Genomic DNA, 17238 nt, shown 5'->3' with positions numbered 1-17238 from the left:
CTCTCGCGGCGGAAGGAAGTGCTAGTTGGTCGGCGAGAGACTCACGACGCAATTGTCGATCAGACGCGTTCCGCCGACGCGTGCAGCAATCAGAATAACGACTGTGTCGGTCGCTGTCTGTAGCGTTTCCAACGTCTGTGGATTTGCCAGAATTGCGTAATCAATCTCACGAATCCCGGCTGCATGCATCTCGGCGCGCATTCCCGCCGCGATCGAATCAGCGTCGCGATCCCCAGCTTCTAGGCGTTCGGTCGCTACGCGCAAGCTGCGGGAGATTGACAACGCGGCAGTTCGTTCCGCCGGCGATAGATAGCGGTTGCGTGAACTCATCGCCAGGCCGTCGTCGTCACGCACGATCGGGCAAACCGCAATTCGGGTTGCCACATTCAGGTCAATCACCATTTGCCGAATCACGCAAGCTTGCTGATAGTCCTTCTGGCCAAAATAGGCGATATCGGCCGGAACCATATTCAGTAGTTTCAGCACCACGGTCGCGACGCCGGCGAAATGCGTCGGTCGTGAGACTCCTTCCAGCGGCAACGAAACGCTGGGGGGCGAAACGACGGTCGAAATCCCCGGCGGATACATATCGGCCGCTTCCGGTGCGAAAACCCAGACTGGGTGATAATGCGAAAGCGATTCGATATCGCTGTCCAGCGTGCGCGGATATTTTGAGAAGTCTTCGCTTGGCCCAAATTGCATTGGATTGACGAAAATGCTGACGACCGTGATATCGCATTCAGCTGCGGCGCGGCCGGCCAGGCTGAGATGTCCCTCGTGCAATGCGCCCATCGTCGGCACGAAACCAACCGTCAGCCCGCTCTTTTGCGCGGCGACGACTTTGGCCCGAATCTCTTTGGGCGAGTGAATTAGTTCTGGCGTTTGGATTGGTGAGTTGTTCATCACGAATTTCGCTTAGGTCGACCTCATCGCGGCGATCGCCGCGGTAATCTCAGTCGCGGCCGCTTCCACATCGGCGCTCGGAATCGGCAGGTAGGGGCCATGTGGTCGTCGTAGGCTGCAAATACTTTCCGGCGTTTGCCAAAAGACAAGCAGGCTCGACTCTTGGCTGGCCGTTGTGGGATCGTCTCGCAGGATCGGAAAGTCGGTGGTTTGACGAACTTGCTCGATCAAAGCTTCGACCGCCGCGTCGTCGGACGCGACGATGCGCACTACCGGATCGGCGGCATTCCAATGCTCGAGAAGTTCTCCGAGCGTTCGCTGACAAATAGGATGCCGCATGTCGGCGGCGACTTCAACGGCTGGCTCCATGACAAACCGGCGAAAAGTCATCCGCGGATGAGGCACTTCCAGCGACGCAGTATCGATCCTTTGCTGATCAAACAGCAGGAGATCAAGGTCCAACCGTCGTGCGCCCCAGCGCTCGATGCGAACGCGGCCATGGTTTTGCTCGATCTCGATCAGTCGAGCGTGGACTTCTTCGACGGATTGATGGGTGAAGAACCGAGCGGCCGCATTGAGAAACTCTGGCTGACCGTCAGGCCCGCCGATCGGCGTAGTGCCGTGATAGGGACTGACTTGCAAGTCGACGACGCCAGGAGTCTCGCGCAACATCGCAATCGCGCTGTCGAGCGTTTGTCGTCGATCGCCAAGATTGGCGCCCAAAGCAATCAAAGAGTCAGGCATACGCCGCACATCCAGACCAAGGCTTGGAGGGAAACTCCAATTTTAACGCGATATGGCGCTGGCGTATTGCCGTCAAAAAACAAAAAGCATAAAGGGGGCATCCGTTCCACACTGAAGTCGACAATCGTTCCAGTCAGTCGTCGCCCTTCACGCCCTATCTTGCAACCGGCTTGAGTGCGTCCTCTTGCGGAGATTCCATTCGCCAGACGCAGCCGGGGCAATGCAAATTTGCAGTTAGTATCAATTAGTAGTTAGCGAAGTTTTGCCGGGATTCAATCGGATGTCAGCGCGCAGTATCACACGATTGAGATCGCGATTTTCGCTGCGAAGACGAATGCGTCAGAGCGACTTGGAGGAGGTCCAGTGAGTCGGTTAGCAGCAAGTCGAAAGGAAAAACGAGCAACATCCGCTAAAGGTTTCAGTCATCACAAGGCACCATTTTCTGGAGGCGAGACGAATTGTCAAGCAACCTAGCAAAATGTTTTTTGGACGGCATTCAAAATGGTCGTATAGCTAGGAGTAAACCGCTGGTTTTGTTTCACAAAACGTGCAGTCCAATCTCAAGTCGATCGCAAATACGCGATAAACTTGCCATCCCATCAGGACAAGTCTCGCCGTAGCGGTGATCACGATTTACAAGCGTCGATGACGCAGCGCCGGCATGTGATGACGAACCTCGCGCAGCTTTTCCAACGAGATTTCCGCCGTGATCACCTCTTCAGCGTCGCCGCCAGCTTCCGCCAAGATGGTTCCCCACGGATCGACGATTAGCGAGTGCCCATAGCTTTGAATCCCGTTGGCATACGGACCATATTGATTGGCGGCGATCAGAAAAAGCTGATTCTCGATCGCACGTGATCGGACCAGAACTTGCCAATGTGCTGCGCCCGTTTTCGCGGTGAAAGCCGCAGGCAGCGCCAAACAGGCGACTTTTTCCAGATCGAAGGAGCGAGCCATTTCGGGAAACCGTAAGTCGTAGCAAATCGCTTGGGCGACGCCACCTAGCGGCGTTTGGCAGAGTGAAACTTGGTTGCCCGGCGCAACGAAAGCCGACTCTTGCACGTGCACGTCCGGCAAGTCGATGTCAAACAAATGAATCTTGCGATAGACGCCGACCTGTTTGCCTTGCGGATCGAAGATCAGACTTGTATTCGAGACGCGACTTTCCGTTTCGCTCCGCTCGGCGAAGCTGCCTGCGACCAGATATATCTGATGTTTCTGCGCGGCTTTTCGCATGCGGCTCGCGGTTGGTCCGGTAATCGCTTCTGCATGTTCGGCCAAGTTTTCCAAGCGGCCCAAATAGTTAAACAACTCGGGTAGTACGACCAGCTGCGCCCCCTGGTCGGCGGCTTGGGCGATCAGCCGTTCGGCGGTTTGCAGATTGAACTCTTTGTCCTCGCCGGCGTTCATTTGAACAGCGGCTGCAATCCAGTGATCGGACATCGCGAAAATCCTCAAAAAAGGGGCCAGACGGCGCGAGAACTCGAAAATCGGCTCCGCCCGGCGCCGCAGACGCGTGTTATACTAAAACTAACCCCGAATCCAACGAAGGAAAGCCTGCGCCGCATGAGCACTTCTTCTCAGTCGCCTGCGACGGCCGATAATGGCCCGGTGCGCGAATTGCTCGAATCGCTTTGCGAAAATGAGGACGTTCGGGTTGAGTTTTTAACGCAACTGCTAGGGCGAGCTGCTTGCCGCCAACTAGCGGTCTACCGCTTGCCGGATGATTTCGTGCTGTCGGTCGTCGTACCGGTCTACAACGAAGTCGAGACCCTGCCCAATTTGATCGCCGCGATCCGTGACAACGGAGTCCGTTGCGAGATCATTTTGGTGGACGACGGCAGTCAGGACGGCACGCGCGAAATGCTCGACACCTGGCGTGATCAGTCCGATCTGAAGATCATTTTCCACGAAAAGAATCAGGGCAAAGGCGCCGCGCTGCGAACCGGATTTGTCGAAGCGACCGGCGACGCCGTGATTATTCAAGATGCTGACCTCGAATATTCGCCCGACGACTATCGCGCCCTGTTACAACCGATCGTGATGGAAGGCGCCGACGTCGTCTACGGCAGTCGGTTTATCCCCGGTGCGCGCAACGTGCCGCGCGTGCGGCACTACTTCCCCAACAAAGTATTGACCTGGTGGTCGAATCTATTCACCAATTTTTTGTTGACCGACATGGAGACATGCTACAAAGTCTTCCGTCGTGAGATCATTCAGAAGATCGGTCCGACCTTGCGAGAAAAGCGATTTGGCATTGAGCCGGAATTGACCGCCAAGCTTTCGCGCATTCCCGGTCTGAAGCTGCGTGAGGTTCCGATTCGCTATTTCCCCCGCACCTATGCTGAAGGGAAAAAGATTGGCTGGCGCGACGGCCTGCGCGCTCTTTGGTGCGTGATCCGATATTGATGAATCCGTCCGACGAACTTTCGCAACAAGTCCGTCGCGGCGCCCGCGCGGTCATCGGCCTGCAGTTGGCAGGCCAAGTCGTTTCAATCATCGTACTGGCGGCTCTTTACCGCCTGATTGATCCCAGTCAGTTTGGTCTGCTCGGCATGATCTTGCCAGTGACGTTGCTATTGCGCAGCGTCGGTACGTTGGGGTTGAATATCGCGGCGGTGCAGCAGCGAGATCTAACGCAGTCGCAAGCGTCGGCTCTGTTCTGGATGCAGATCGCCGCAGGCGCTGTGCTGACGTTGGTCGCAGCGGCGCTGGCTCCGGCGATTACTTACTTTTACGCCGCGCCGGGATTGCTTGCCCCAGCGCTGGCGATGTCCGGCACGTCGCTGGCCGCCAATCTCTTTACGCAGCATCAAGCGATGGCCGAAAAGCGTCTGCGACTTTGTGAGTTGGCGATCGCTCGCTTCTCGGCGCAGTTCTTCGCTGGCGTTGTCGCAATTGTGATCGCGATAGCCGGCGGTGGAATCTGGGCGCTGGTGGCGCAGCAATACGTCGAGTTGGGATTACTGACGATCGGCGTTTGGTGGATTGAACCTTGGCGCCCCGACGTTCCGCGGCGAGAGCCCAGCTTGTCTCCCTTGCTTCATTTTGGCGGTTACTACACGCTGAGCGGGCTGTTGTTTGCGGCGGCGCAGAACCTGGACAAGGTAATACTCGCCGTGCTGATCGGTCATACTGAAGCGGGCCAGCGTCTGATCGGCTATTACAGTCAGGCCTACAACCAGATGATGAAGCCGGTTTATCTGACCACCGCGCCGCTCGCTTCCGCCATGTTGCCGGCGCTAGCCGCTACGCGTGATCAGCCGAGCCATTTCCGCGACACCGCCGCCGAGTTCTATCGCTTCGCCGCGATCGTCATGGCTCCTTGCGCCGCTGGGTTGGCGGTCGTCGGACAAAACGGGATGGTCGTTCTTGGCGGTCCCGAGTGGGAAACGGCCGGCATGTTGCTCTCGATCATGGCCCTCGCCGCGCTCGCACAAGGCTTGATCAATATCTGCGGCAGCTTACTGGCGGCCGTAGGACACGCGAAACGACTAGCGTTGGGAGCCGCCGCCGTTGGTTGCGTATTGACCGTCGGCTATGTAATCGCGATTGCGGTCTCGCGACAATTTGCGGGAGAACTGTCGGAAACGATCAGTCTGGCGATTGCTTACGCCGCAAGCACGTTATTGCTCGCTCCCTTCTATCTGGCGTACTGCTTTACGGTAAGCGATGCCGATGGAAAGCGAATCGCATGGGCCATGGCGCCGTCGATTTTGGCTGCAATCGTGATGGGGATGCTTACGTTGGGACTACAAATACTGCTGATTCGTTTCATGCCATCGCCACCAATTGTCAACTTGATCGCGACGATCCTGTTTGGGGCGATCGCGTATATGACGCTTGCCCGCGGTGAAATTGGTTGGCTCTTGCACCGCATGAGAAACGACTGACGCCGGCGCTACTTTTGTCGCCAGAGTAGGTCATCAGCAATCTGTAGTTCGGCTCGCAGCGCGACGGTCTCTTGCAGAAAACGCTTGGCGTCAACCGGATATCCGGCAGTGGGACGAAGCTGCGGATCGTGCGAACGCCAAAACGCGTTGAACGCTTCCATCGTCAACTCGCGCAAATACTTCGCATTCATCGAAGCGAGCGCCGCCGGCAGGAACTCTTCGCCTCCCTGACGAAATTCGATCTGACAGTTTCCTTGTTCACGTCGCCAGTGGTAGCAACTCCGCCGCCGTGATTCTTCGCGAACGCCAATTAGCGAGTCGCTAAAGGTTTCTTGCAGCAGCGGCGCATAGCGATCTCGTCCCCCATGTTTGTCGCAAACAATCGTCACATCGCCCGCCTCTTGCGGAAGAAGATCACGAACCAGGCGAAGCGTCGTTTCGGACAGGACTCGGCTTTTGTTTCCGCTGCGTAGTCGCTCGTTGAACTCGCCGGCGAAGAGCAACGCAGCGCGAACATCAACTAGACGCACGCCTGACTTGTCGAACGTTTCCTGCAAAGGGGCTGCTAGGCGGTCGATTTCGGCTGTGGAAATAGCGTGGGGCAAAGGGCGGTCAAATTCGGCGAACCAGGGGATCGACGAAAGTCGGTCAGGCCCCGCTTGGCCGAGATGGGCTAGCGCATTGCGCAACGAACCGACGTCGCGTTGGATAAGTTTCGCCGCGGTATGCACTCCCCGTTCCAACGGCGCGAGCGATTTTTGGGCGGTGAACAGCTTCTTGGAGTCGGCGATCAGCAGACGCGTATCGCGCGAGGAAGATTTTGCGGCGGCGATCACTTCGCCGAACGCCTCGTACAAATCGTCGCCGGAAAGTGAGTCTGGCGTTTCCCAGACCGTTGCGGCGATGACCAACGGACCTAGGTTGGGGCCGTAGCCTGCTTCGTCGACGCCGATCCGCCATGCCATACGATACGCTCGTCGCTATTGAAAACGGAGCAGACCAAAACCGGCCGGCGCCACTTCAGGATCCGAGGGAATGGTCCACGCTTGAAATCCGCTGCCGGTGGCGATGCGTTGCAGACCGATGCTCCAGGTATCGCCTGACGTCGGCGGCGTCTTCGCCAAATCGGTCAGTAAGATGGCTCCTTCGATGGTCCAGATGCCCGCGGCGTCGTCCGCTTGAACGTACCATTGCGGATTCCAGGTCGGATCGCCGAAACTCGATTCGTTTGTCCAACCGCACCAGTCCACAGCAAGACGGTGGTATGAAGCGTAATCGCGATCGATATCGAGGAATAACTCGAAACGATCCCGTTTTGCGAGATCGGCGTCACGCGCACGCTGTCCGCTCGGCTTGTTCGTGTAGTTAGAGCTGGGCGCATGTTTGGCGCGGATCGCGAAATAAAGGTACTCGCGATCGTAGGCCAGAAAAACAGCGGCTGGCCACTTCGAGTCGTCACGCTTGGGGCTGTTCAACTCGAACGGTTTGCAATGTTTCCAGGTTTCGTCATCGAGTCTTCCATCCAATTTCGGCGGCGACGTGACTAGCAAGCACATCGCGATCGATTTGGGCGGAATACCAACGTTTCGACCGAGGACAAACTCGGACTGTGCACACGCGCTCCAGGGATCGTTCTCACCTCGTCCGACCAGACGATGCAACAGGTTTTCAGAAGTGCGGCCCGAGCCTTCGCTGCTGAGCGCTCGCGACACCGTAAACGCAACTTCCGGGCGAGCGATCACGTGGGGATATCGGCGGCTATATTCTTGCGCCAGTTCAGCGGCGGTGCGAGAAAAATTTCGACCAATGGAGACGGCTGGTCCGGTCGAGAGTAAGCCTGGTTGGGACGGTTTGTCGGTCGGTAAAAAGGCGGCGGCCGGAGTGACCGACGTGGGGTGAATTTCCGCAGCCAACGGAGCCGCTTCTGCGGTCGCATCGGCCGTAGCGAAGCGGTCGGCGACTTCGCGACTGCCGTAGAAGATTAACAACCAAGCGACCGCTTTTTCGGTTAACGGATGATCCGGAAATCGATCGACCAGCGCCGACAAGACTTCGGCGGCCATGGGACCATTTCCGCCGGCGTGCTGATGCATCGCCAATTGGTATAGCGTTTGTGGTCCGGTATCGCCGGGCAAATCGCTGGTCAGATCACCTAGTTGAGCAATCCAGGCCGCACCACCGTTGGGGCGCAAGCGGGCCGAAGCGACGATTCGCTGCACATTGTGGCGGCGTTGCGCCAAACGTCGGAGTTCGTCGAGATTGCTAGAAGCAAGCGATCGTTCGGCGCGGCGGGAGACTCCGCCAGAGTCGAGCGGAATGCCAGAGAAGAAATCGCGGTCGCCAAACTCGCTTTGCAATGCGTTGCGGTTGAGCTCAAACGAGATCGCGGCAGGCGCCAGGGTTTCCTCGTCATGCAATAAGCTGCGTGCCGCGGTCGCATGTTCGTTGAAGGACATCGCCAATTGAGGCGCGATTTGCGTTCCGGTGATCGTGATCGCGCCGTCTTGTCCCTTCGGGAGCGCTGCGAAGACTTTTTTCACCAGCCAAGGCGTCAGACGAAGCGATTCTAGCTGATCGGGGTAGGCATTGGAGTCGGCCGCTTTCTCAACAGCCGAGAGGACGATTTGATTGATCAGGTAACCGGTTGCGTCGGTTCCACGCGGATCGGCGTATTCAGTCAGCACGACCTGTGGTCGCCAGGTGCGCAGTTGTCGCACCATGCGTTCTTCGGCTCGTTTCAACGCGGCGCCGTCGTTCGCTTGATTCCAGAGTTCGACGATCTTGTGACCATCGAGCCCTAGTTTGTCACTTGGCAAAGGAAAGCTTGCGGCATAATCGGTGTCGCTAACGCCCAACTGCAGGCAGGCGGCTCGAATCTGATCGGTATATTGCAATTCGATCGCTGACGACGTCTCAGGGCGACCGATTATTTCGACCGCGGTCAGATATCCTTCGGCGGCCGAGAGACGACTAAACGCTTCGCAGGGCAGCTTTTTTCCACTGCGGAAAGCGCCAAACAGCGCCGCTTGCTCGCCTCCCCGACGTTGCGCAAACCAACTAGCGCCGCCGTCAGTGGTCGTAAGGATCGTACCGAGCGATCCGACCGCCCAACCATTGGTTGGATTGACAAAGGTCACCGCGTTGAGCGGCGTCCGAATTCCGGTCGGGGACGTTTCCCAGTGGGCGCCGCCATCTTGCGAGGTCAACACCAGCGAGCCAGGCGAACCGACAATCGTGATCCGATCGCCGGTAACCGAAGCGCCGCGAGCGTCGAATTGTCGCCCTGTCACGCCTGGCAAGTTGCTAGTGCGAGAGGTCCACGAGATGCCGCGATCGATGCTTGACATCACTAGGCCCGCGTCGCCGACGACCGCTGTCGCACCTTGCGGATCGAGTGCTACTTGATGCGTGCGGCGATTCTGATCAGCCGGAATCGATTCGCGATACACTCCTTCATCAAACCAGGCGGTCGCGCCATCCGCAGCGGACAAGAGCACGCCTCCTCCGGGAAGCAGCGCCAGCGATCGCCAAGGGTGAGGCTTATCAATCGAAAGGGGGCGCCAACTACGGCCGCCGTCACGCGTCTCGAATAAGCCGGACGGGTAAATCGGCGACGGATCGGCCACGGCGTAACCATGGTTGGCGTCGGCGAAGGCAGCGTCATGCAAACAAGGAACCCCGAGATTGGAGATCTCTCGCCACGAGCGACCGCCGTCGATTGTGCGTAACACGACCCCCCGCGAAATCCGGCTGTAGGGGGTGATTTGTCCGCCGACGATCCAGCCTCGCTGGGCGTCCGCAAAAGAAATTGCTTGTAATGAAACGTCGACGCCAGAGGGGATTTGCTCCCAATGGCTACCGCCGTCGTGCGTGCTCCAAATAACGCCGTGATCTCCCACGGCGAAACCCATTGTGGGATTCTGGAAATGGACATCGTGCAGCGACGCGTCCCCCGAGTAATTCGCTGCAGCCCAAACCGACGTGACGAGGAAAATCGCGACGATTGATGCAATCGAAACGGATGTTCGGCGGTGGCGAATGTCCATCCTTGGACTCTCAGTGCTAGCAGGTTAAAAGGAGAAAACGCCGCTAGTTTAGAGGATGCCGAGAATCGGGGCCAGACTGACTGTAGCGATTGCCCGATCGGTTCCTTTGCGGTTCGGACGCAACTTCACCGCATTCGCAGACGGCGGTGAAATCTTTGGCCTACATTTACGGGGAAGGTTTCTGAGTCAAGTTCGCGAGTATTTCAAAATGACAATTCAATCGGTTCGCAAGTTGAACGTCGTGGTCGTCGATGATGATCCAAGCATGAAACGTCTTCTGCTGCAAGTTTTGGCGAATCATTTTGATGAGCGATTGAATTTGTGGGGGTTTACGGATCCTCACGAAGCGCAGCAATGGATGGATCAAAATTGCTGCGACTTGCTGATCAGTGATATCGAGATGCCCGACATCGACGGGATGGGAATGCTAATTTTCGCCAAGCGTCGCAATGCCTGGACGCAAGTGATTTTCTTGACAGGGCATTCTTCATGGGATCGCGTTACCGAAGCGATCGAAAACGGCGCCTCGGACTTTCTGCTCAAACCGTTGAACAAAGATGAGTTGATCAAACTGGTCGATCAAGAGCTGGAGCGGTTTATCCGTTGGCAGACTGCGCTGCGAGGTCGCAAAACGACCGCTGGCGCCAGCTAAATCAAACTATCGCCAAGATGCGTTACAGGGACGATTGATCGTCCCTGTTTTCTTGCGCGTTTGTTAAGCGATTTGTCGAAGTTCGGCAATCGGCGTTGAGCGAGCTAGACGCCGCTCTGCGAATCGACCGTCGTCGTAAATTTGGGGCCGCACGGCAGCAGGCTGGCGAATTGTTCGCGATCTTGGGAGAGATCATGCAGCCAATCGGCCAGTTCCGAGAGGGGACCGACGATGGCCGCCGTCTCTTGCTTGTTGCTGAGCACGACCTCTTCCATCTGATGCACGGCGTGGCTAACGTCGTGGATGGGGACTACTTGGGCTGCTGATTTGATGCTGTGCAGCGTGCGTAAGAGCGCTCGACTGTCGGTTGAATTACGAGCGAGCCAATCTCGCAATTCGTCGGTTCGTTCTCCTAGTTCGACGCGAAACGTTTCTAGCAAACTACCTGAGGGGATGCTCGAATCGTGCATTTCGCTCGCGGTCGGTTGATGCGGAGGCGGCGACACGGGGGGTTTTGCTGCAGGAGGAGGTTCTACCGTTTTCGCGACAGACGCAGCGCTAGGCGAATTGCCGCTCCGGCGCAAGATTAAATCATCCGCGATCGCGACCACGCGATGAAGTTCTGGCTTGGAGATCTGTGCGTCGGCGCCGACCGCTTCCCCTTTTTTCGCATTGTCGGGCGTGACGATCGACGAATAAAGGAGAACCGGCAGTTGTCCCAGGCCGGGATGCTCCTTGACGCGTTTGGTCAGATGGAAGCCGTCAATCTGCGGCATTTCGACATCACTGATCAACAAGTCGGCGATCTCGGCCAGGTTTTGTTTCGCTTTCCACTGCGCTTCGAGCCATTCCCAGCAGAGGCGTCCATTTTCAAATGGATGAACTTGCGTATAGCCGCTGCCAGAGAGCATCGCAATCATCGCTTGACGTACGGTGACCGAGTCGTCGGCGACGACGATTCGCAATTGCTCGCGCGGCAGTTGGTGCGGGTTCGAGACGGCGTCTTCCCGCAAGGTTTTCTCGGTGATCTGATCTGCGATCATTTCAAAATCGAGCATGGAGACGAGTTTGCCGTCAATCTGCGCTACGGCGGTAACCGGAGTGCTGCCGGTCGCCATCACCGCAGGCACAGCCAAGATTTTTTCCCAGCTGATGCGATGAATTCTCGCCACCGCATCGACCGTAAATGCGGTTTGCATCCGGTTGAAATCGGTCAAGATCATCTGCTGGTCGCTGCCTGGATCGCTTTCGATCTGCAGATGCTTGCGCAGCGAAACGCAGGGGACGACATTATTTCGCAGCTGAAAAACGCCGAGAACCGAGTGATGCGCTTGCGGCAGCGCGGTCATCGCCTGGCGAGGCAAGACTTCGCGCACTTTGGCGACGTTAATGCCAAAGGTAAATCGCCCAACGGAAAATACGAGAATCTCCAGCTCGTTAGTGCCGCTTTCGAGCAAGATATCTTTTTGCAGCAGAATGTTGCTTACGGATGGCATCGGCGTTCAATCGTTGGAGGGGACAAAAGCGGAGATCTCCCTTATCATTGATCGGCATGCCGCTGCTAGCAGGCTGACGAATCTTGGCCAGCCTGCCTAATCGATAGGAATGTTGCGATTGACGTAAGATGCAAAATGGATCGGTGCGGTTAGTCGTCCTCCCCAAATCCGCCGACGCCGCGGCGAATCAATGCGTCTTCGCGGACTTCGTGTCTCTGCAAATTCTCGGCGAACGCGTTGAGGCGCGTTCGCGCGATTTGCAGCGTCGTTTCCAGCGGCGGCTCATCGTCGAGCCAAGAGATCAATCCGTCCAATTCCGCTAGAAGCTCGGGATGTTCTCGCTCGATCTCGCGAGCTTCAGGCCCCAGCGTCGTTCGTCGCGCCACCGCTTCATCCAAGCAAGACCCTTCTTCCTCTTCACGGAAATGATGGGCCATGTTTTCCCGCAAGTGATGGACACGCTCGCGGATCTTCTTCCAGTCGGTCTGCGAATCGCATCCATGCTGTTCGCCCAGACAGCAAGCGAAGAGTTTGTCGAGCTCTGCGTTGATCTGACGATGTTCTTCGCGAACATGGCGACGAATACTTTCGTCGCTACAGTTGAGATAGGAGTTACCAGTCATCATACGCCTCCTTGGCTCGTCGCTACGACTTGCAATTGGCGGCGAGCAATAAACTACTCCGCAACCTTGTCGGGTTGACGGAAAGTTAGTACTGGGCATTTTGCTTTGCGAACGATCGTTTCGGCGTTGCTGCCCATAAGTAAGTGCAAAAACCCTGTCCGTCCATGTGTTCCCATGACGATCAAATCGACCTTTTCTTCTTCCGCTAGGCGGAGAATTGCATGCGGCGGATCGCCGCTGATTAAACGATGCACGCATGGTACGGCGGCGTCCGTAGGCCGAACTTCGTGCATCATCTTTTTCACTTCGTCGAGCGACGGTTCCATCATGCCGTAGTACATTTCGCCGCCGCCGTAAGAGGTGGGCGGCTCTTCGACATGCACGATGATGATCGTGGCTCCAAAGTCTTTGGCGATCGCTGTCGCTAAACGCATCGCAGCGTCGCCACAGTGCGAAAAGTCAGTCGGAAAGAGGATCTTGTTCATTTTCATGGCTGCGTCTCCTTCTCTATTTACTGTACGTCGGTTGCGCTAGGAACGTAAGCGATTTTCGTGCGTCAAATTGACGCACCTGATGTAGGCGCCGGCTCCACAAGAATGGCCAACGATGATTTATTCTACAGCAGAATTCCTCGCCAGCGATCAGAATCAGCAGCGACAATAGAAGCGCCCAACGCAGCCGCTTCGCGCGGCATGCTCGCCGTGCGACAGGGAACGCCAACAGTTTGAGAAAAGAAAGCGGCGATTCCCGGCGTCAGCGACAGCCCGCCGCAAAGCAAGACGCCTTGCTGAGCCAGGTCGCCGGCAAGCTGCGGCGCCAACGGCTGAATCAATTCACGGATTCCAAGTGCGATTTCGGTGAGCGGCTTTTGAATTGCTTCACGCAGCTGTTGCGTAGTAATTTGGGAGGTGCGGGGAGCTCCGGTAATCCCATCGGAACCATGGATTTCGAGCGCTGTTTCTTCTTCACGCGCATACGCGGAGCCAAACTCCGTCCGCAGGGTCGCCGCCTGACTCGATCCGATTCGGAGGTTGAAATCGGTGCGGACGGCGTCGACAATCGCCTGGTCCAGCGTGTCGCCGCCGATCGGCAATCGGCGCTCGGCCAGCACTTCCCCCAAGCAGGTCGCGACAAGATCGGTTTGCGTCGAGCCGATCTCGCAAGTGCATGCGGCGGTTGCTTCTAAGACGGGCGCTCCACCGCCGATCGCCGCGGCGACGCTGCGTAAAATCAGCCCAACCTGTGCCGCACCAGCGCCGCGTAAAGCCGTGATCAGCGCCGCTCGTTCGACCATGGTGGCGCCGCTCGGAACGGTGCAAATGACTTGCGGACCGAAAAAAGAGCGTCTAGTTGTGCACTTCTGCAGAAACTGCCGCATCATCGCCTGGCAAATCTGCGGATCGGCCACGCGCCCGGTTGCTAGCGGATAGGAAACGGCGACTTCGCTGGGAGTCCGATCACGCAGCGCTTGGGCAAGTCGTCCGACCGCGGCGCCCTGATGCAAGATGCGGCCGGTGCTAGTCTGGACCGCCGCGGCAGTTGGTTCGTCCAGGACGATTCCTTCGTCGCCGCGACAAATAATCGTGCTGGCCGGGCCAAGATCGATCGCTAGGCATTGGCGCGAGAGCCGAATCATGCCCGAATCCTTTCAGCGCAATAAAAAACGGCCGGTCCGGATGGACCAGCCGTGATAGCTTACGAAATTTGGCGACCAGCGCCAGCGCCAAACTAGCCGATGGCCGACGGCGCCGCCGCGGGCAATGCGATCGCCGTAGCGGGCGAAGCTTGCGAAACCTTCCATTGCGGGAAAGTGCCGAACTGGTTCAGTTCAAGGTACATCAGAATCGCGCCGATCAGCAAAGCGATGAACGACAGGATCAGCAGCATCGAATAGATGTTCAGCTTTTGTTTGGGGGGATTACCCGAGCTTTGTGGAGACATAATCACCCTTCTTAATCTCGCCCTTGCGATACTCGCGTTGGATTTCACCAACCGAACGATCGGGGCTCACTTTGCGAATAATAACCCGTCCGAGATACTGGTCGCCGCGGAAAATGTCGAGCGTATTGCCGATACTCAAACCATCATCTTTGCCGAGCGAAACTTCGACAAAGTTGTTGGCGCCGATCGCGGTCACGCGTCCATCCAACTTCGGCGGCACGCCGTCGACGTTGGTGAACTCGGTCAGTCCGTTCGCGTTGAGAACGCGACGTTGACGAGCGGTTTGCTGGGCCAACTGGCCTTCACGCTCTTTCAAACGTTCTTCGTTGGTTTGCAACGTTTGCACGCGATCGCTGGTCGTGACGACATTGGCGAACATCGCGTCACGATTTTGCTGGGCGGTTTGCAGCTTGTTTTCCAACTCGGTATTTCGCGTTTCGGCGGCGATCGCGACTTTGCTGGCCTGATCGAGCGCGGCGCTCTTCTGGTCCAGTTCTTTCACCTTTTGATCAAGCGACGCTTGCTGGGTCGCTAGCTGACGCTCTTGCTGCGAGCTGCGAACTTCCAACGCGGCTAACGCATAGCGACGCGCTGCCCGTTCTTGTTCAAGCATTTGTTTCGTTTCGCCCAACTGCTGTTCCAACTCGGTCCGCTTGGACGAAAGGGTTTGATTTGTAGTAGTCAGCGTTTTCGCTTCGTCCTTCCAGTTCTTGTGCGTGGCGTACACGGCGACTGAGAACGCCATGAACACGAGACTCATCACAAAGATGAGGACCGTGAAGATCTTGCCGATGAGGTTCATCGAATTCGACTCCTTTGTGGCTCACGCCAAACCCGAAAAAGGACGCTTCGGGACGCGCCGCAGGCGCTACGAAAAGTGGAAGGGAACAACGACCGAAAAGCTTGCCTGACGCTCTACCGCAATCGCCGCAGAGGCGTGCACCAGACGAGGATCAGCAATGCGGAAGTTGGGGAGATTACGCAAGTTGCAAGCCCAGTATAATTGTGGCCGTTCGCAAGTGTCAACAAAATCGGCGCTGATCTTTGCTTCGATCAACGCTGAAACCCGGATTTCGCCCCCATCCGGGGAAAAAACTGTTCTGATTTCGTGATAACTATAGATTACAACTCACCTTGCGGTCGTGCATTCCCGGCGTTCCCCAGCCCAACTGCGGCATGTCGCTGGATCATGCCGAATCTACCGGCCTTCAACGGCCGATTACCGTATCCCGGACCCGCCAAAAGGACTGTTTTTAGTTCTTGCGACGCCAACGGCTGATGAATCCAAGCCCCAGCAGCAGCAACGTCAGAGCACCGCAAGTTCCGGCAAACAGATCGCCATAACGCTGGTAGATGGTTGGCGGAGCCGTATCAAGGGGAATGTCGACGATCAGCACTTTCGTTTTTTGACGCGGCCCGATCGCTAGCGGGCGACCGTTACGATCGATTGAAGCTGAAAATCCGGTATTCGCGGCGATCAGCATCGGTTTTCGCAGTTCGGCCGAGCGAAACTGGGCGCAGAGCAGATGTAGGTCCAACACGCTCGACCCCCAAAACCAGCCGTCGTTGGTTAACGTCACCAAAATCTCGGTCTTGGTCGGATCGGCCGCTGCCGCCGCATGTCGCCGAACCAAATGCGGCACGGTGTTCTCAAAACAGATGCACGGAATCAATCGAACCCGCTCGCCGACATCGATCGCCACCGGTCCAGCACCAGGCGTTAAGCCTCCGCCCATCGGCGTCATTTTGTATATCCAAGGAAAGACGTCTCCCAGCGGGACATACTCGCCAAACATCACCGGATGCGTCTTGTCATAGCGCAGTTGGGGAGCCTGATCCAGCGGTATGTAGAGGGCCGAGTTAAAGATTTGCGTGCCATGCTGACCATAACGAAGCGTCGAGGTCCCCAGCAGCAACGGAGTTTTCCAACGGCGATTGGCCAACTCGTCAACGAGCAGCAAATATTCATCACGGTAGCGGAGCAGCAGTTCGCGATACCTTTCGGCCGTTATCGTCGCGTCCGCTGGAACCGAGAGTTCGCCGTCGACCTCGATTAGCGCGTTGTTTCCCATGGTCGTCTCGGGCCACAGGATCAGATCGAGATCATCCCGGTCGCGCGTCGCCTCATCGGTAAGTTGGACGTATTGCTCGAAGGTTCGCTGCGGCTGAGTTGGATCATCAAACGACGTATCGATGGAACCTTGCACCAGCGCCGCCGTCAGCGTTTCGTTGACGCCGGCTTCTGTAGTCGCAAGTTGTCGCCAACCATAGGCGAGCGTCGCGAGTAGCAGAATGGTTGCCGTGGTGAATGCCGTGAGTCGAAAAGAGAGAGTCGGGGCCGCCGGTTGTGGGCGTATCCAACGGTCGATCAGTCCCGCGTCAACAATCGCCGCCGCCCACAGCACGACAACGAAGCTAACCCCGTATGCTCCCACTAAGTTGGAAATCTGAATCAGCGGCAGTTGCGCCGCTTGGGTATGACCGATTAGTCCGACAGCAAAGCCGGTCGCGAAGTGAGCGCGAACAAACTCCCAACCTACCCAACAGACCGGCGCAGCAATCGTCAGCGGGATCTTGCAGCGCTGGACTGCTGTTCGACAAGTCGCCACAAACAGCGGCGTATAGACCGCCAGATAACCGCAAAGCGTCGGCCAGCCAAACAGGCGTGTCGCCCAATGCGAATTGCCAACTCCATACAGCAGCGCGAGCCAAAAGAGGGCTCCAGAGAGATAAATCGCCGCATAAGCGCGTCGTGGTAGGCGTTCGACTCGCACGATCGCCAGCCAGCCCAACGGCGCGATCCAGGCGAGCGGCCAAAGTCCCGCAGGCGGAAAAGCGAAATACAGCGTGATTGCGCTAAACAAGCTCCAACCTGCGACGCAGCGCAGCGACATCAGCGGCAAAGTTGGATTGTCGCTTGAAGATAAAGAATCGTTCACA

15 protein-coding genes are annotated in these 17238 nt (G+C 57.1%); 3 read left to right on the top strand and 12 right to left on the bottom strand.

Annotation, left to right across the window (positions count from 1 at the left end; all coding sequences use genetic code 11):
• Positions 1 to 21: 21 nt before the first annotated feature.
• From panC to M4951_RS22090, 3 genes are all read right to left on the bottom strand, one after another.
• Positions 22 to 903, bottom strand: coding sequence for a pantoate--beta-alanine ligase (gene panC / locus M4951_RS22100; protein ID WP_262023776.1), 882 nt, complete (start codon positions 901 to 903; stop codon positions 22 to 24).
• Between the two features lie 12 nt (positions 904 to 915).
• Complete coding sequence (gene folK, locus M4951_RS22095; protein WP_262023775.1) at positions 916 to 1647, bottom strand: 2-amino-4-hydroxy-6-hydroxymethyldihydropteridine diphosphokinase; 732 nt, start codon at positions 1645 to 1647, stop codon at positions 916 to 918.
• A 633-nt stretch (positions 1648 to 2280) separates the two neighbouring features.
• The gene (locus M4951_RS22090) at positions 2281 to 3090 is read right to left on the bottom strand and encodes a carbon-nitrogen hydrolase family protein (RefSeq protein ID WP_262023774.1); all 810 of its coding nucleotides are present in this window, start codon (positions 3088 to 3090) and stop codon (positions 2281 to 2283) included.
• Between the two features lie 123 nt (positions 3091 to 3213).
• Here M4951_RS22090 and M4951_RS22085 point away from each other — a divergent pair, with 123 nt between their 5' ends.
• Both M4951_RS22085 and M4951_RS22080 read left to right on the top strand, forming a co-directional pair.
• Positions 3214 to 4056, top strand: coding sequence for a glycosyltransferase family 2 protein (locus M4951_RS22085; protein WP_262023773.1), 843 nt, complete (start codon positions 3214 to 3216; stop codon positions 4054 to 4056).
• Complete coding sequence (locus M4951_RS22080) at positions 4056 to 5540, top strand: oligosaccharide flippase family protein (protein WP_262023772.1); 1485 nt, start codon at positions 4056 to 4058, stop codon at positions 5538 to 5540. Before M4951_RS22085 ends, M4951_RS22080 begins: the two co-directional genes overlap by 1 nt.
• An 8-nt stretch (positions 5541 to 5548) precedes the next feature.
• Here the strand turns inward: M4951_RS22080 and M4951_RS22075 are convergent, their stop codons facing one another.
• Entirely contained in the window at positions 5549 to 6505 is a 957-nt protein-coding gene (locus M4951_RS22075; RefSeq protein WP_262023771.1) for a hypothetical protein, read from the bottom strand.
• Between the two features lie 15 nt (positions 6506 to 6520).
• Positions 6521 to 9586 carry a YCF48-related protein gene (locus tag M4951_RS22070; RefSeq protein ID WP_262023770.1) on the bottom strand — a complete coding sequence of 1022 codons (3066 nt, stop codon included), beginning with the start codon at positions 9584 to 9586 and terminating at the stop codon, positions 6521 to 6523.
• Between the two features lie 208 nt (positions 9587 to 9794).
• Between M4951_RS22070 and M4951_RS22065 the strand changes: the two genes are divergently transcribed.
• The gene (locus M4951_RS22065; protein WP_262023769.1) at positions 9795 to 10238 is read left to right on the top strand and encodes a response regulator; all 444 of its coding nucleotides are present in this window, start codon (positions 9795 to 9797) and stop codon (positions 10236 to 10238) included.
• 104 nt (positions 10239 to 10342) lie between these two features.
• Here M4951_RS22065 and M4951_RS22060 read toward each other — a convergent pair whose 3' ends face one another.
• The 7 genes from M4951_RS22060 to lnt form a co-directional block, all read right to left on the bottom strand.
• Positions 10343 to 11734, bottom strand: a complete 1392-nt coding sequence (locus M4951_RS22060) for a chemotaxis protein CheW (RefSeq protein WP_262023768.1) — start codon at positions 11732 to 11734, stop codon at positions 10343 to 10345.
• A 149-nt stretch (positions 11735 to 11883) separates the two neighbouring features.
• Entirely contained in the window at positions 11884 to 12360 is a 477-nt protein-coding gene (locus M4951_RS22055; RefSeq protein ID WP_262023767.1) for a hemerythrin domain-containing protein, read from the bottom strand.
• Positions 12361 to 12410: 50 nt separating this feature from the next.
• Positions 12411 to 12848, bottom strand: coding sequence for a universal stress protein (locus tag M4951_RS22050; protein ID WP_262023766.1), 438 nt, complete (start codon positions 12846 to 12848; stop codon positions 12411 to 12413).
• A 125-nt stretch (positions 12849 to 12973) separates the two neighbouring features.
• The gene (locus M4951_RS22045) at positions 12974 to 13993 is read right to left on the bottom strand and encodes a rod shape-determining protein (RefSeq protein WP_262023765.1); all 1020 of its coding nucleotides are present in this window, start codon (positions 13991 to 13993) and stop codon (positions 12974 to 12976) included.
• Positions 13994 to 14085: 92 nt separating this feature from the next.
• Entirely contained in the window at positions 14086 to 14298 is a 213-nt protein-coding gene (locus M4951_RS22040) for a hypothetical protein (protein ID WP_262023764.1), read from the bottom strand.
• Entirely contained in the window at positions 14276 to 15100 is an 825-nt protein-coding gene (locus M4951_RS22035; RefSeq protein WP_262023763.1) for a hypothetical protein, read from the bottom strand. Before M4951_RS22035 ends, M4951_RS22040 begins: the two co-directional genes overlap by 23 nt.
• A gap of 451 nt (positions 15101 to 15551) precedes the next feature.
• The gene (gene lnt, locus M4951_RS22030) at positions 15552 to 17237 is read right to left on the bottom strand and encodes an apolipoprotein N-acyltransferase (RefSeq protein WP_262023762.1); all 1686 of its coding nucleotides are present in this window, start codon (positions 17235 to 17237) and stop codon (positions 15552 to 15554) included.
• Position 17238 lies beyond the last annotated feature (1 nt).

The organism is Blastopirellula sp. J2-11, assembly GCF_024584705.1.
Lineage (GTDB): Bacteria > Planctomycetota > Planctomycetia > Pirellulales > Pirellulaceae > Blastopirellula.
Note: the sequence above shows the minus strand (reverse complement) of the source record. Positions and strands in the feature narration are given on the sequence as shown.